General features: G+C 72.7%; 11 protein-coding genes. 4 read left to right on the top strand and 7 right to left on the bottom strand.

Going from position 1 to position 13,805, the window contains the following annotated elements:
• Window positions 1-83 precede the first annotated feature (83 nt).
• The 5 genes from QRN89_RS24010 to mce form a co-directional block, all read right to left on the bottom strand.
• The gene (locus QRN89_RS24010; protein WP_290351454.1) at window positions 84-863 is read right to left on the bottom strand and encodes an ABC transporter permease; all 780 of its coding nucleotides are present in this window, start codon (window positions 861-863) and stop codon (window positions 84-86) included.
• 3 nt (window positions 864-866) lie between these two features.
• Window positions 867-1,817 carry an ABC transporter ATP-binding protein gene (locus tag QRN89_RS24015; RefSeq protein WP_290351455.1) on the bottom strand — a complete coding sequence of 317 codons (951 nt, stop codon included), beginning with the start codon at window positions 1,815-1,817 and terminating at the stop codon, window positions 867-869.
• A 309-nt stretch (window positions 1,818-2,126) separates the two neighbouring features.
• Window positions 2,127-3,065 carry a coiled-coil domain-containing protein gene (locus tag QRN89_RS24020; RefSeq protein ID WP_290351456.1) on the bottom strand — a complete coding sequence of 313 codons (939 nt, stop codon included), beginning with the start codon at window positions 3,063-3,065 and terminating at the stop codon, window positions 2,127-2,129.
• 115 nt (window positions 3,066-3,180) lie between these two features.
• Window positions 3,181-7,131, bottom strand: coding sequence for a polarized growth protein Scy (scy, locus tag QRN89_RS24025; protein WP_290351457.1), 3,951 nt, complete (start codon window positions 7,129-7,131; stop codon window positions 3,181-3,183).
• Between the two features lie 166 nt (window positions 7,132-7,297).
• Window positions 7,298-7,738: a methylmalonyl-CoA epimerase gene (mce, locus tag QRN89_RS24030; protein WP_290351458.1), complete on the bottom strand. Its 441-nt coding sequence runs from the start codon at window positions 7,736-7,738 to the stop codon at window positions 7,298-7,300.
• A gap of 148 nt (window positions 7,739-7,886) precedes the next feature.
• Between mce and QRN89_RS24035 the strand changes: the two genes are divergently transcribed.
• Together QRN89_RS24035 and meaB are read left to right on the top strand one after the other, a co-directional pair.
• Window positions 7,887-9,089 (top strand): acetyl-CoA C-acetyltransferase, encoded by a 1,203-nt coding sequence (locus QRN89_RS24035; protein ID WP_290351459.1) that lies wholly within the window; start codon window positions 7,887-7,889, stop codon window positions 9,087-9,089.
• Between the two features lie 26 nt (window positions 9,090-9,115).
• On the top strand, window positions 9,116-10,072 hold the full coding sequence (gene meaB, locus QRN89_RS24040; RefSeq protein ID WP_290351460.1) for a methylmalonyl Co-A mutase-associated GTPase MeaB: 957 nt from the start codon (window positions 9,116-9,118) through the stop codon (window positions 10,070-10,072).
• Between the two features lie 261 nt (window positions 10,073-10,333).
• On the opposite strand, the gene QRN89_RS24045 is transcribed toward meaB, so the two are convergent.
• Window positions 10,334-10,948 (bottom strand): PepSY domain-containing protein, encoded by a 615-nt coding sequence (locus QRN89_RS24045; RefSeq protein WP_290351461.1) that lies wholly within the window; start codon window positions 10,946-10,948, stop codon window positions 10,334-10,336.
• 117 nt (window positions 10,949-11,065) lie between these two features.
• Here QRN89_RS24045 and QRN89_RS24050 point away from each other — a divergent pair, with 117 nt between their 5' ends.
• Together QRN89_RS24050 and QRN89_RS24055 are read left to right on the top strand one after the other, a co-directional pair.
• Window positions 11,066-11,731, top strand: a complete 666-nt coding sequence (locus QRN89_RS24050) for a response regulator transcription factor (RefSeq protein WP_290351462.1) — start codon at window positions 11,066-11,068, stop codon at window positions 11,729-11,731.
• Window positions 11,728-13,068: a sensor histidine kinase gene (locus QRN89_RS24055; RefSeq protein WP_290351463.1), complete on the top strand. Its 1,341-nt coding sequence runs from the start codon at window positions 11,728-11,730 to the stop codon at window positions 13,066-13,068. The genes QRN89_RS24050 and QRN89_RS24055 overlap by 4 nt, the downstream gene beginning before the upstream one ends.
• 254 nt (window positions 13,069-13,322) lie before the next feature.
• Here QRN89_RS24055 and QRN89_RS24060 read toward each other — a convergent pair whose 3' ends face one another.
• Entirely contained in the window at window positions 13,323-13,799 is a 477-nt protein-coding gene (locus QRN89_RS24060) for a MarR family winged helix-turn-helix transcriptional regulator (RefSeq protein WP_138053076.1), read from the bottom strand.
• Window positions 13,800-13,805: the final 6 nt, after the last annotated feature.

Consider the following 13,805-nt stretch of genomic DNA (forward strand, 5'->3'; position numbering starts at 1 on the left):
CCCCCCGTAAGAGTTAGGAGGATATCCAGGGCCTGACGGTTCCGGCCAAGGCGGACGACCTGCCCGGTGCTCCACGGGACCGGTCAGGCGTCCCGCTCCTTGAGGACCACGAAGCCGCCGATCAGCGCGGCCGCGACCCAGAGCAGCATGATTCCGAGTCCGCCCCAGGGTCCGTACGGCGCCTCCTCGCTGTTCATCGCCAGCGGCACGACCTGCATGATCTTCGAACCCGCCTGATCGGGGAAATATTGGGCCACGTCCTTCGCGTACGGGACGGCGGCCAGGATCTGGGACACCAGGAAGAAGAACGGCATCAGGATGCCCAGCGAGAGCATCGAACTGCGCAGCATCGCCGCGACGCCCATCGAGAAGATCGCGATGAGCCCCATGTAGAGCCCTCCGCCGATCACCGCGCGCAGCACGTTCTCCTCGCCGATGGAGGTGGCGTGGTCGCCGAGCAGCGCCTGGCCGAGGAAGAAGCTGAGGAAGCTCGTCGCCATCCCGACCGTCAGCGCCAGCAGCCCGGCCACCACGATCTTGCTGAACAGGAACGTGGCGCGCTGCGGGACGGCGGCGAGTGACGTGCGGATCATGCCGGAGCTGTACTCCGTGCCGACCACGAGCACGCCGAAGACGACCATCGCGAGCTGTCCCAGCACCATGCCGGAGAAACTGACGAGCGTCGGGTCGAAGGTGGCCTGCTCCGCCGGCGGCAGCTCGTCGAAGGTCGAGGCCAGCAGCGCGCAGAGCAGGGCGCCGACGACGACCGTCACGACGAAGGCGCTGACGAGGGTCCAGGTGGTGGAGGCGACCGTGCGGATCTTGGTCCACTCGGACTGCAGAACGGCGGGTACCGAGGCCATGGGTCAGGCTCCCTTGTCGCGCGGGGCCCACTGTGGGCCGTGGCCGGGGGCGGAGTGCGCGTGGTACTCCACGGCGCCCGCCGTCATCTGCATGAACGCCTCCTCGAGCGAGGCGCGCTGGGAGCTCAGTTCATGGAGCACGATCCGGTGCTCGGCCGCCAGCTCGCCGACCTGTTCCGTGGTGGCGCCGTCGATCTCCAGCGTGCCGTTCCCGGCCTCGACGGGAACGAGGCCCGACTGGTGGAGCACGTCCCGCAGCCGCTCCTGCTGCGGCGAGCGCAGCCGCACATAACTGCGCGAGTTCTGGTGGATGAAATCGGCCATCGATGTGTCGGCGAGCAATCGCCCCTGCCCGATGACGATCAAGTGATCGGCGGTGAGGGCCATTTCGCTCATCAGATGGGAGGAGACGAAGATCGTTCTTCCTTCGGCGGCGAGCTGTTTCATCAGATTGCGGATCCAGTGAATTCCCTCGGGATCCAGCCCGTTGACCGGCTCGTCGAACATCAGGATCTCCGGGTCGCCGAGCAGCGCGGAGGCGATGCCCAGCCGCTGGCCCATGCCCAGGGAGAAGCCCTTGCTCTTCTTCCTCGCCACCGGGGTCAGGCCGACCGTGTCGAGGACCTCGCCCACCCGGCTCGCCGGGATCCGGTTCGCCTGGGCCAGACAGAGCAGGTTGTTGTAGGCGCTGCGGCCGCCGTGCATCGCCTTGGCGTCGAGCAGGGCGCCGATGTACTTCAGCGGCTCCTGCAGGTCCCGGTAGTGCTTGCCGTCGATCCGGACCGTCCCGCTGGTGGGGTTGTCCAGATCCAGCATCATGCGCATCGTCGTCGACTTGCCCGCGCCGTTGGGCCCGAGGAAGCCGGTCACGACGCCCGGCCGCACCGTGAAGGACAGATGGTCGACCGCGACCTTGGAGCCGAAACGTTTCGTGAGACCCTCGAGCTCGATCATGCGTTCACGCTACGGGGGCCTGGTGGGGCGACGCCAGCGGATATGGCCAACGGACGGCGACATTTCACCGTCCTGACGGTGAGACCGGGCTGCCGGACCCGCACGGGCGTCCGGGGACCCAAGGGGCGGTGGGCCGGGCACCGAAGACGTATGCCAGACCTCGGTCCGGAAGACCGTGCGCCCGGCCCGTGGGACGCGCGCCCCGCACCGAGGTCGTGCGCCGGGCACGTCGTGACCGGAAGACGCGTGCGCCCGGTGCCGTCGAAGGCACCGGGCGCACGCGGAGCGTACCGCCGTACGACTACGGCGTCAGCGGGTCTGCTGGGCCGGGACGCCGCGGGAGACCGGCTCGTCGTCCGCCGGCGCACCCGTCGCGGCGACCGCAGCACCGGTCAGCGTGGCCAGCATCTCGCGGACGTTGGTCAGCTGGGCGTTGATGGAGTCGCGACGGTTCGTCAGCGCCGCCAGCTCGCGCTCCGATTCGCTGCGGATACGGTCCGCCTTGGCGTTCGCGTCGGCCACGATGTCCTCGGCCTGGCGCTGTGCGGTCTCGACGGTCTGCCGGGCGCGGCGCTCCGCGTCCGTGCGCAGCTTCTCGGCCTCCAGGCGCAGCTGCTCGGCGCGGTGCTCGATCTCCGCCAGGCGCTTCTCCGCCTTCGCCTGACGCGAGGCCAGGTCGCGCTCGGACTGGTCGCGGCGCTTGGCCAGGTTCGTCTCGAAGTCCGCGGCGGCCTGGGCGGCCTTGGCGCGGGTCTCCTCGAAGAGGGCGTCCGCCTCCTCGCGCTTGGACTGCGCGTCCTTCTGCGCGTCGGCGCGCAGCGAGTTGGCCTCGCTCTGCGCCTTCTCGACGATCCGGACGCCCTCGTCCTCGGCCTTCTGCTTGCGATCCGCCGCGAACGCCTCGGCGTCGTTGCGCACCTGCTGGGCGGCGCCCTCGGCGAGCTCGCGGTGCTGCTCCGCCGCGCGCCGGGCCTCCTCGCGCAGGTCCTTCGCCTCCTCCTCGGCGAGGCGGAGGATCTTCTCGACCCGTGCACCGAGCCCCGCGTAGGACGGCTCCGCGTCGTTGACCTGGGCCTGGGCATTCTGCGTCTCGAGATGGAGCTCCTCGATGCGCTTTTCCAGAGAGGTGATACGTGCGAGAGCACTGTCACGATCGGCGACGAGTTTGGTAATGCGGTCATCCACCTGACCGCGGTCGTACCCACGCCGCACGAGCTCGAAGCCGAAGGGGGAGGAAGTGTCGCTCATGGGGTTCCTGTCGAATGAGACCGGCTGAGGTGTTAGGGGGAATCCTAGGCGCCCGAGCGGCGTGTCATCGAGCTGATGCCCGTTTGATATGGAGAATGTCCAGCCTTTTGAGTGGCTAGCTCTCGGAGGACTTGCCACTCGAACGTGTAACCCCTGCTGACGCCCCCGCCTTGACCGCGCCGTCCTTGCCGGCCGGTGCCTCGAAGGACTCCAGCGCCTCCAGCACGTCCTGCACCCGGGAGATCTCCGCCTGGATGTCCTCGCGCCGGCGCACGAGCACGTCCAGCTCCCGCTTGCCCTCGGAGATCATCTGCTCGGCCTCGCGCTCCGCGTCCGCCTTGGCCTTCTCCGCCTCGCGGGCCAGCTCGGCCTTCTTCTGCTCGGCCTCCTTGAGCAGTGCCTCCGCCTTCTTCACCGCGGCGATGCGCACCTTGCCGGCCTCCGAGTTGGCCTCCGACACGAGCTGCTTGGCCTTCGCCGCGGCCTCGGCCTGCTGCTCCTCCGCGGCCTTCACCAGCTGGTCGCAGCGCTCGCCGGCGGCCTTCATCTGCTCGGCGGACTCCCGGCGGGCCCGCTCGTGCAGCTCCTCCACCTCGTTCTCGACGCGCCTGCGCAGTTCCTCCGCGCGCTCCCGGATGGCGGTCGCGTCGCCGCGTGCCCCCACCAGCAGCTCGTCGGCGTCCGTACGGGCCTTCTCCACCAGGGAGTTGCCCTCGACGGTGGCCTCGGCGACCAGCCGGTCGGCCTCCTTCCGGGCCGCGCCGACCATCGTGTCCGCCTGGGACTCGGCCTCGGTCGTGGCGCGCAGCGCCTCCTCCTGCGCCTTGGCCACCAACTGGTCGACCTGCTCCGCCGCGTCGGCACGGCGCTTCGCCACGTCCTTCCTGGCGGCGTCGAGCATACGGTCGGCCTCCTCGCGGGCCTCCGAGCGCATCTGCTCGGCGGCGCGCTCGGCGTCCTCGCGGAGCCGCTCCGCCTCGGCCCTGATGCGGTCCGCCCGCTGCTGGGCGGTGCCCACGGTGTCGGCCGCCTCCGCGCGCAGGCGTTCGGCTTCCGCCCCCGCCTCGGCGATGAGCTGGTCGGCCTGCTCGGCCGCGTCGGCACGGCGCTTGTCCGCGGCCTTCCTGGCCTCGTCCAGAACCCGTTCGCCGTCCGTGCGGGCGGCCGCTCGGATTTCCTCGGCCTGGCGCTCGCCGTCCTCCTTGACCTGCTCGGCCTCGGTGCGCAGCCGGGCCGCGTCCTGCTCGGCGAGCGACAGCAGTTCGGACGCCTCGGTGGTGACGCGGTCGGACTCGCTCGTGGCCTCGGCCACCAGACGGTCCGCCTGGGCGGCCGCGTCGGAACGCATCCGGTTGGCGTCCTCCCGGGCCTCGGCCCGGGCCCGTGCCGCGTCCTGCTCGGCGGAGGCCAGCGCGTCGGCCGCCTCCGTGCGCATCCGCTGGGCGTACTCCGACGTGTCGGCACGCAGCCGGTCCGACTCGGCGATCGCCTCGTTCATGGTCCGCTCGGCGAGCGACTTCGCGGCCTCCGCCTCCTCGTTGGCGCGCGCCCGGACGCGGTTGGCGTCCTCGGTGGCCCGCTCCCGCTCCGCGTAGGCGTCGGCGCGGACGCGGTCCGCCTCCTCCTGGGCCTCCGTCCTCGTGCGCTCCGCCGCGTGCTCGGCGGCGTTGCGCAGCCCGGAGATCTCCTGCTCTGCCTGCTCCTGCAGACCGGACACGGAGTCCCGTACCTGCTGGGCGGTCTGCTCGGCGGCCGACACCATCTCGGTGGCGCGCCGGTCCGCCTCCTCCACCAGGCGCTGGGCCTCGGTCTGGGCGTCCTCGACCCGCTTGCGGGCGGCGGCGAGCAGCTCCTCGCTCTGCTCGCGGGCCAGTTCACGCTCCTGGTCGGCCTCCGAACGGGCCGCGCCGAGGATCTCCTCGGCCTCCCGGCGGCGCCGGTTGGCCTCCTCCTGGGCGGCGGCGAGCGCCTCCGACGCCTCCTGGCCGACCCGCTCGGCGGCCGCGGCGGCCTCGCCGCGGACCCGGTCGGCGGTCTCCTGCGCCTCGGACTTCAGCCGCTCGGCCTCCGTGGCGGCGTCGGTGCGCAGCCGGACGGCGACGGCCTCGCCCTCGGCGCGGGAGGCGGAGGCGTCGGACGCGGCCTCCGTGCGCAGCCGCTCGGCCTCCTGCTCGGCCTGCTCCAGGAGCGCACGGGCGCGCTCGGAAGTCTCGGTGCGCAGCCGCTCGGCCTCCTCCGCGGCCTCGCGGCGGATACGCTCCGCCTCCGTGCGCGCCTCGGTCAGCGCCTCCTCGGCCGATGCGAGACGGGCCTCCGCCTCCGAGTGCAGCCGGGTCAGCTCGTCAGCGGCCTCGGCCTGGCGGGCGGCGACACCGCGCTCGGTCTCCTCGCGCAGTTCGGCGGCGGCGCGCTCGGCGGCCGCCCTCACCTCGTCGGCCTGCTCCTCGGCCTCGGTGCGCAGCCGGTCCGCTTCCGTACGGGTGCGCTCCAGCGTCTCCTCGGCCTGCCGGCGCAGGGTCGTGGCCCGCTCGATGGCCTCGGTGCGGACGCGCTCGCTGTCGGTGGTGGCCTTGGACCGCACGTCGTCGGCGTCGGCCTTCGCCTTCGTCAGCAGGTCCTCGGCGGTCTTCGCCGCCTCCTCGATCTGCTGGACTGCCTCGCGGCGCGCCTCGCTGCGGATCCGCTCGCCCTCGGCGACGGCCTCGGAACGCAGCTGCTCGGCCTCGCCGCGCAGCCGCCGGGCCTCCTCCTGCAGTTCGACCGTCTTGGCGCGGTACTCCTTGGTGTCGTCCTTGGCCGCGCCCTTGAGCTCCTCGGCCGTGTCATGGGCCTCGGCGCGCAGCCGGTCCGCCTCCGCCTCGGCCTCGCGGCGGATCCGCTCGGCCTCCTCGACGGCCTTGCGGGTGGTGTCCTTGGCGTCGTCGGCCGCCTTGTTCAGGACCTCCTCGGCGGTCCGCGCCGCCTTCGCGAGCTGGGCGGCGGAGTCCTCGGCGGCGACCGCCCGGGCGGTGTCCGACGCCTCGGCGACCAGCTTCTCCGCCTCGGCCCTGGCATCGGCCAGCGCCTGCTCGGCCTCGCTCCTGAGGTTCTCCGACTCCTTGGTGGCCTCGGCGACGAGCCGGGCGATCTCCGACTTGGCGGTCCGCGTCCGCTGCTCGTTCGCCGACTCGGCGCTCGCGAGCAGCTTGCCCGCGGCCTCCTTGGCCTCGGCGACGGCCTTCTCGGCCTCCGCACGCGCCTCGCGGAGCCGGTCCTCGGCCTCCTGCATCCGCTGCTCGGCGGCGCGGCTGAGCTCGGCGGCGTGCTGGCGGGCCTGGTCGGACTCGGCGGTCGTCGCGGTGCGGAGCTGCTCCGCGTGGCTGGTGGCCTCCTGGGCCTGGCTGGAGGCGGCGTTGAGCAGGCGCTCGGCGTCCTTGCGGGCGCGCAGCAGGATCGCCTCCGCTTCGGCGCGGGCGGTCTCCGCCTCCGAGCTGAGCCGCTGCCGGGCCTCCTCGGTGACCCGCGCGGCCTCGGCGCGGGCGGCGGCCAGTCCCTGCTCGGCCTCGGCGCGCGACTCGTCCAGCAGCCGGCGGGCCTGGGACTCGCTGCGGGCGCGGAGCTGTTCGGCCCACGCCACGTTCTCGTTGACGTGCGCCTCGACGGTCTGCCTGCGCTCGGAAAGCTCCTGGTCGAGGCGCTGGCGGCGCTGGTTCGCCTCCGCGTGCAACTCAGCCTGCAGCCGGGCCTGGTGCTCGGCGTGTTCCTGGAGGATGCGCTGTGTCTGGGCCCGGACCTCGCGGAGCTCCCGCTCGGCGTCCGAGCGCAGCTGGTCGGCCTGGATCTGGGCGTTCCGGAGGAGCTGCTCGGCCTGGTAGCCGATGTCGGCGCTGTCGTAGGCGGGACGGGACGCGATGGTGCGGCGCGCCTCGTGGAGCTTGGCGCGCAACACCTCGACCTGGTATCCGAGGTCCTCGGCGTGCTGGACGGCCTTCTCCCGCTCGGTCTTCAGCCGGTCCATCTCGGCTTCGAACCGCGAGAGGTGGTCGTCGTCAGCTCGGTGGCTCTCCTGGCGTTCGTAGCCCCGCACTGCGCGGTCCCATCCGTCCCCTGGTCGCAACTCTCTACAGACGAGCACCGTTCGCCTGAACGGCCCCCCGGGGAAATGGTGTCAGATCAGTCACGAGGACGCGGCGCGGCCCCGGCCCGGCCCCGGCCCGGAGCGGCCCACTCTACCGGGCCGGGAATCCCGGCGGTCAGTGCTCCGCTGAGGAGGGGTCGGCGGAAGTGACCAGTTCCGTGAGGACGCCGTGGCAGTCCTTGGGGTGCAGGAACGTGATCCGGGAGCCCATCGAACCGATGCGCGGCTCGTCGTAGAGCACCCGTACGCCCTTGCCGCGGATGTCGTCGGCGGCACCGTCCACGTCCGCCGTGCCGAAGGCGATGTGGTGGACGCCCTCGCCGTTCTTGGCCAGCCACTTCCCCACGGCGGAGTCCTCGCGGGTGGGCTCCAGGAGCTGGAGGTAGGAGGCGCCGCCGTCCGAGGTCTCGTTGATCTTGAGCATGGCCTCCCGCACGCCCTGCTCCTCGTTGACCTCCGTGTGGAAGACCTCGAAGCCGTACGTGGCCCGGTAGAACTCGACGGTCCTGTCGAGGTCGAAACAGGCGATCCCGATGTGGTCGATTCGCGTCAGCATGGCTCCAGTGCAGCGCTCCCGGCGGTGGTTACGCAACGTGCGCGCGATCACACCGGCTGCCCGGTGACCCGAGCGCATACCGCTCAGTACAGTTCGAGTAAACCCTCGTTCACTCCTCAGCCGCCGTGCTGGAAGGGGATCCCCTCTCATGACTGGAACGAACAGCACCACATCCGTCATCGTCGCCGGGGCCCGTACGCCCATGGGCCGGCTGCTCGGCTCGCTGAAGTCCTTCTCGGGCGCCGACCTGGGCGGTTTCGCCATCAAGGCCGCACTGGACCGGGCCGGTATCGGCGGCGACCAGGTGCAGTACGTGATCATGGGCCAGGTGCTGCAGGCCGGGGCCGGGCAGATCCCGGCCCGCCAGGCGGCCGTCAAGGCCGGCATCCCCATGAACGTCCCGGCGCTCACGATCAACAAGGTGTGTCTGTCCGGACTCGACGCGATCGCCCTCGCCGACCAGCTGATCCGTGCGGGTGAATTCGACATCGTCGTCGCCGGCGGCCAGGAGTCCATGACCAACGCGCCGCACCTGCTGCCGAAGTCCCGCGAGGGCTTCAAGTACGGCGCGATCGAGATGCTCGACGCGATGGCGCACGACGGTCTCACCGACGCGTTCGAGGGCATCGCCATGGGCGAGTCCACCGAGAAGCACAACACCCGCCTCGGCATCGCCCGCCCCGAGCAGGACGAGATCGCCGCGCTCTCCCACCAGCGCGCCGCCGCCGCGCAGAAGAACGGCCTGTTCGAGGCCGAGATCACGCCCGTCGAGATCCCGCAGCGCAAGGGCGAGCCGGTCGTCTTCAGCAAGGACGAGGGCATTCGCGCCGAGACCACCGTCGAGTCGCTCGGCAGGCTGCGCCCCGCGTTCGCCAAGGACGGCACGATCACGGCCGGCACGTCCTCGCAGATCTCCGACGGCGCGGCCGCCGTCGTCGTGATGAGCAAGGCCAAGGCCGAGGAGCTCGGTCTGGACTGGATCGCCGAGATCGGCGCCCACGGGAACGTCGCGGGCCCGGACAACTCGCTGCAGTCCCAGCCGTCCAACGCGATCGCGCACGCCCTGAAGAAGGACGGCCTGGAGGTCTCGGACCTCGACCTCATCGAGATCAACGAGGCGTTCGCCGCGGTCGCCGTGCAGTCGATGAAGGACCTCGGGGTATCCCCGGAAAAGGTGAACGTCAACGGCGGTGCGATCGCCCTCGGTCACCCGATCGGCATGTCCGGTGCGCGGATCGTCCTGCACCTGGCGCTGGAGCTGAAGCGGCGCGGCGGCGGGACCGGCGCGGCGGCGCTGTGCGGCGGCGGTGGTCAGGGCGACGCGCTGATCGTCCGCGTACCCGCGAAGTAAGCCCTTCAGAGATCGGAGCACGCACGATGGTGGACGTCCCCCAGCTGGTCGCCCAGGCGAGGGAGGGCAGGCCGCGGGCCGTGGCCCGGCTGATCTCGCTCGTCGAGGGGGCGTCCCCGCAGCTCCGCGAGGTCATGGCGGAGCTCGCGCCGCTGACCGGCGGCGCGTACGTGGTGGGCCTGACCGGATCGCCGGGCGTCGGCAAGTCCACGTCGACCTCGGCGCTGGTGACGGCGTACCGGAAGGCCGGCAAGCGCGTCGGCGTGCTCGCCGTCGACCCGTCCTCCCCGTTCAGCGGCGGTGCGCTGCTGGGGGACCGGGTGCGGATGTCCGACCACGCCTCCGATCCGGGCGTGTACATCCGCTCGATGGCCACCCGCGGTCATCTCGGCGGACTGGCCTGGGCCGCGCCGCAGGCGATCCGCGTCCTCGACGCGGCCGGCTGCGACGTGGTCCTCGTCGAGACGGTCGGGGTCGGCCAGTCGGAGGTGGAGATCGCCTCCCAGGCCGACACGTCCGTGGTGCTGCTGGCGCCCGGCATGGGCGACGGCATCCAGGCCGCGAAGGCGGGGATCCTGGAGATCGGCGACGTGTACGTGGTCAACAAGGCCGACCGCGACGGCGCCGACGCCACCGCACGCGAGCTCAACCACATGCTGGGGCTGGGCGAGTCCCGGGCGCCCGGTGACTGGCGTCCGCCGATCGTCAAGACGGTCGCCGCGCGGGCGCAGGGCGTCGACGAGGTCGTGGAGGCCCTGGAGAAGCACCGTGCCTGGATGGAGGAGCACGGCGTCCTCGCCGAACGCCGTGCCCGCCGTGCCGCGCACGAGGTGGAGACGATCGCGGTCACCGCCCTCCGCGAGCGCATCGGCGACCTCCGCGGCGACCGCCGCCTGGACGCGCTCGCGGAGCGCATCGTCGCGGGCGAACTGGACCCGTACGCGGCGGCGGACGAGCTGGTGGCGGGGCTGACGGGGGACTGAGCGGGACCGTGCCTCCCACCGGCCACGCGGCGCGGTACCCCGGACCGGACCGCCGCGCGGCGGCCCGGCGGGGCACCGGCTCGTGGGTAGAGCTCCGTTCCCCGCTTCGGGTAGGCGTGTCCCTACGGCTTTTCCGGTGCACGGCTCGCGAGCCGTGCACCGCGGGGCAGGTCGCGGCGCGCCGCGCGTTCCCGCGGCCCCGGGCACGTCCGGCCACGCGGCGCGGCACCCGGCCGCCGCGCGGCGGCCCGGTGGGTCCCGTCAGTCGTGGTCGCCGTCGTGGTCGCCGGAGTCACCGTGCTCGTCCGCGTCCCCGTCCGACTCCGCTCCGGCGGCCTTCCGCGCCTCCGTCGAGACCTTCGCGGACTTCGCGTCCACGGTGAGTTCGTGCTCCCGGCCGTCCAGGCCCTGGACCTCGGCCTCCCAGACGAGGGCGTCGCCCGGGCCGTCCGCGCGGTCGAGTTCGACGGAGGTGACGGTGCCGGGGACGGCCGACTCGGCGGCCTCGGCCGCGCGGGCGGCCGTCACCGGCGCGTCCTTCGCCGACGGTGCGTGACCGTCGCCGTCCGAGCGCTCGGTCGAGGTGATCTTCCCGGTGGCCGCGTCCAGCGTCACGTCGTGCCGGGCGCCGTCCCTGCCGTGGATGTCGACCTCCCACTCGGCGTCGTCCAGGCCGGCGCCGGTGACCGTCCCCGGCGCCGCGCCCAGGGCCGTGTCGATCGCCTGGGAGACGGTGACCTTCGCCGCCCGTGCCTGCGCGGCGTCACCGCGGTCCCCGTCCCCGTCACCGTCCTGGACGGCGAACGCGGCGGCGGTGCCCCCGCCGGCGAGAACGGCCGCGGTGAGGGTCGCGATGGCCAGCTTGCGTCGCTTCATGGGTCATGCCTTCCGGTGACGGGTCGTGATGACGGGATCCACCCTGCCCGGGCAACGCTGAAGCCCGCCTGAAGGCACCTGAAGGCGCCTTCAGGTTCCGTTTGCGACGCTGTGCGCATGAGGCTGTTGATCGTGGAGGACGAGAGGCGACTCGCGCGGTCCCTCGCCGCCGGGCTCACCGCGGAGGGCTACGCCGTCGACGTGGTGCACGACGGCCTGGAGGCACTGCACCGCGCCGGCGAGTGCCCGTACGACCTCGTCGTCCTCGACATCATGCTGCCGGGCATGAACGGCTACCGCGTCTGCGGCGCCCTCCGCGCCGCCGGGAACGACGTGCCGATCCTGATGCTGACCGCGAAGGACGGGGAGTACGACGAGGCCGAGGGCCTCGACACCGGTGCCGACGACTATCTGACCAAGCCGTTCTCGTACGTCGTCCTCGTCGCCCGGATCAAGGCGCTGCTGCGCCGCCGCGGGCGTGCCGACAGTGCCTCGCCGGTGCTGCGGGCCGGGGACCTCGCCGTCGACACCGCCGCCCGCCGGGTCCACCGGGGCGACGACGAGATCGCCCTCACCGCCAAGGAGTTCGCCGTGCTCGAGCAGCTCGCGCGGCGGCCCGGGGAAGTCGTCGGCAAGCCGGAGATCCTCGAGCACGTCTGGGACTTCGCCTACGACGGCGACCCGAACATCGTCGAGGTCTACGTCAGCTCGCTGCGCCGCAAGCTGGGCGCCTCGGTGATCCAGACGGTGCGCGGCGCCGGTTACCGGCTGGCGGACCGGTGAGCTCGGTACGGGCGAGAGCGGCGCTCGGCGCCACGCTCGTCGTCGCGGTCGCACTGATCGGTGCCGGGCTGGCCGTGCTGTTCGTGCTGCGCGCCAACCTGACCGACCAGGCCGGGCTCCAGGCCGAGGTCACCGCCCGGAACGTCGCGACGCAGCTCGACCTGGACGTGCCCTACGACCGGCTGGACCTGCCCGACGGCGAGGACCGCCCGGTGCGCGTGACCGGCGAGGACGGCCGCGTGCGCGCGGCGAGCGAGGACCTGGAGTCCATGACCGGGACGCCCTCCGTCCCGGGCGACGACGAGGACCGGCCGAGCTTCGGCAACGGCACGGCGACGGTGGACGGCGAGACGGCGGACTACCGCTTCGCGGTCGTCCGGGCCGACGGCCGCGACGGCGGAACCGTCACCGTGGCCGCCGGCGCCCCTCTGGCCGCCGAGCACCGGGCGGTCGACACGGTGCGGGACGCCATGCTCATCGGGCTGCCCGTGCTGCTGGTCGTCGTGGCGGGGGTGACGTGGCTGGTGACGCGTCGCGCGCTGCGCCCCGTGGAGGGCATCCGCAGCGAGATGGCGGCGATCACCGCGTCCGAGGACCTCTCCCGGCGGGTACCCGAGCCGGACTCGCGCGACGAGATCGCCCGGCTGGCGCGCACCACCAACGAGACCCTCGCCGCGCTGGAGGCGTCGGTCGAGCGGCAGCGGCGCTTCGTCGCGGACGCGTCGCACGAGTTGCGCAGTCCCATCGCGTCCCTGCGCACCCAGCTGGAGGTGGGCGCCGCTCACCCGGGGCTGCTGGACGTGCCCGGCGCGGTGGCCGACACCGTCCGTCTGCAGCAACTGGCCGCCGATCTGCTGCTGCTGGCCCGGCTGGACGCGGGGGAGCGGCCCGGGCGGGCCCGTCTGGACCTGGCGGCGACGGTCCGCGAGGAGGTGGCGCAGCGGGGTGCGGGTGACCGGCTGCCGGTGGCCGTGGACGCCGAGGAGTCCGCGGAGGTGGCGGGGTCGCGCGGGCAGTTGGCCCGGGTCCTCGGCAATCTGCTGGACAACGCGCAGCGGCATGCGCGCGGCGCGGTGTCCGTGACGGTACGGCGCGAGGGCGGCGACGCCGTGCTCACCGTGGCGGACGACGGTCCGGGGGTGCCGGGGCCGGAGCGCGAACGGATCTTCGAACGGTTCGTCCGCCTCGACGACGCCCGCACCCGTGACGCGGGCGGAGCGGGCCTCGGTCTGGCGATCGCCCGCGACGTCGCCCAGCGCCACGGCGGGACGCTGACGGTCTCCGAGACGGCCGGTGGCGGCGCGCTCTTCGTGCTCCGACTGCCCCTGGCGGCCTGAGCCGACTGTGTCCTGATCGAACGGCGGGCCGAGAGTAGGGCGGGCCGAGAGTAAGGAGGGCTGGGCCGGACGGTGCCTGCAGCCGGCCGTGTGCGCCGGGCGCGCCCGCCCGCACCGCGCCGGCTCCGCCCCGTGCCCATTCCCCGAGGGCACGTGGTGCGGCGGCGCAGCGCGGGGCGTGCGCGGACGTCCGGTGCGGACCGGGCCCGCGCTTCAGAGGTCGGAGCCCGCGCCGGCAGCGCGTACAGGCCCTCTCAGACTCTGCCGCGGCGGCCGCGCAGGTGCTCCGCCACCGGCTTCAGGGATTCGTGGAGGTCGGCGAGCGCCTCCGGGGACAGCAGGTCGATGAAGTGCTGGCGCACGGACTCGACGTGGTGCGGTGCGACCTTCTGCATGGTCTCCATGCCCTGGTCGGTAAGCACGGCGTACAGCCCGCGGCGGTCGGACTCGCAGTTCTCCCGGCGCACCAGGCCCGCGTTCTCCATGCGGGTGATCTGGTGGGAGAGCCGGCTCTTCGACTGCAGCGTGGCCGCCGCCAGATCGCTCATCCTCATCCGCCGCTCGGGGGACTCCGAGAGGTTGACGAGGATCTCGTAGTCGTTGTTGGTCAGGCCGAACGGTTGCAGATCCTTTTCCATCTGGTACGTCAGCAGCCTGTTGACGTCCAGATAAGTGCGCCAGGCGCACTGCTCCGTATCGCTCAGCCAGCGCGTGGCCGTCTCGGTCTCCATATATGG

This window comes from Streptomyces sp. HUAS CB01 (genome assembly GCF_030406905.1).
In the GTDB taxonomy this organism is placed as follows: Bacteria; Actinomycetota; Actinomycetes; order Streptomycetales; family Streptomycetaceae; genus Streptomyces; species Streptomyces chengbuensis.

Excerpts from the sequence above, each read along its gene's own strand:
- QRN89_RS24010 (WP_290351454.1), bottom strand. The coding sequence starts at position 863 with ATGGCCTCGGTACCCGCCGTTCTGCAGTCCGAGTGGACCAAGATCCGC.
- QRN89_RS24015 (WP_290351455.1), bottom strand. The coding sequence starts at position 1,817 with ATGATCGAGCTCGAGGGTCTCACGAAACGTTTCGGCTCCAAGGTCGCG.
- QRN89_RS24020 (WP_290351456.1), bottom strand. The coding sequence starts at position 3,065 with ATGAGCGACACTTCCTCCCCCTTCGGCTTCGAGCTCGTGCGGCGTGGG.
- mce (WP_290351458.1), bottom strand. The coding sequence starts at position 7,738 with ATGCTGACGCGAATCGACCACATCGGGATCGCCTGTTTCGACCTCGAC.
- QRN89_RS24035 (WP_290351459.1), top strand. The coding sequence starts at position 7,887 with ATGACTGGAACGAACAGCACCACATCCGTCATCGTCGCCGGGGCCCGT.
- meaB (WP_290351460.1), top strand. The coding sequence starts at position 9,116 with ATGGTGGACGTCCCCCAGCTGGTCGCCCAGGCGAGGGAGGGCAGGCCG.
- QRN89_RS24045 (WP_290351461.1), bottom strand. The coding sequence starts at position 10,948 with ATGAAGCGACGCAAGCTGGCCATCGCGACCCTCACCGCGGCCGTTCTC.
- QRN89_RS24050 (WP_290351462.1), top strand. The coding sequence starts at position 11,066 with ATGAGGCTGTTGATCGTGGAGGACGAGAGGCGACTCGCGCGGTCCCTC.
- QRN89_RS24060 (WP_138053076.1), bottom strand. The coding sequence starts at position 13,799 with ATGGAGACCGAGACGGCCACGCGCTGGCTGAGCGATACGGAGCAGTGC.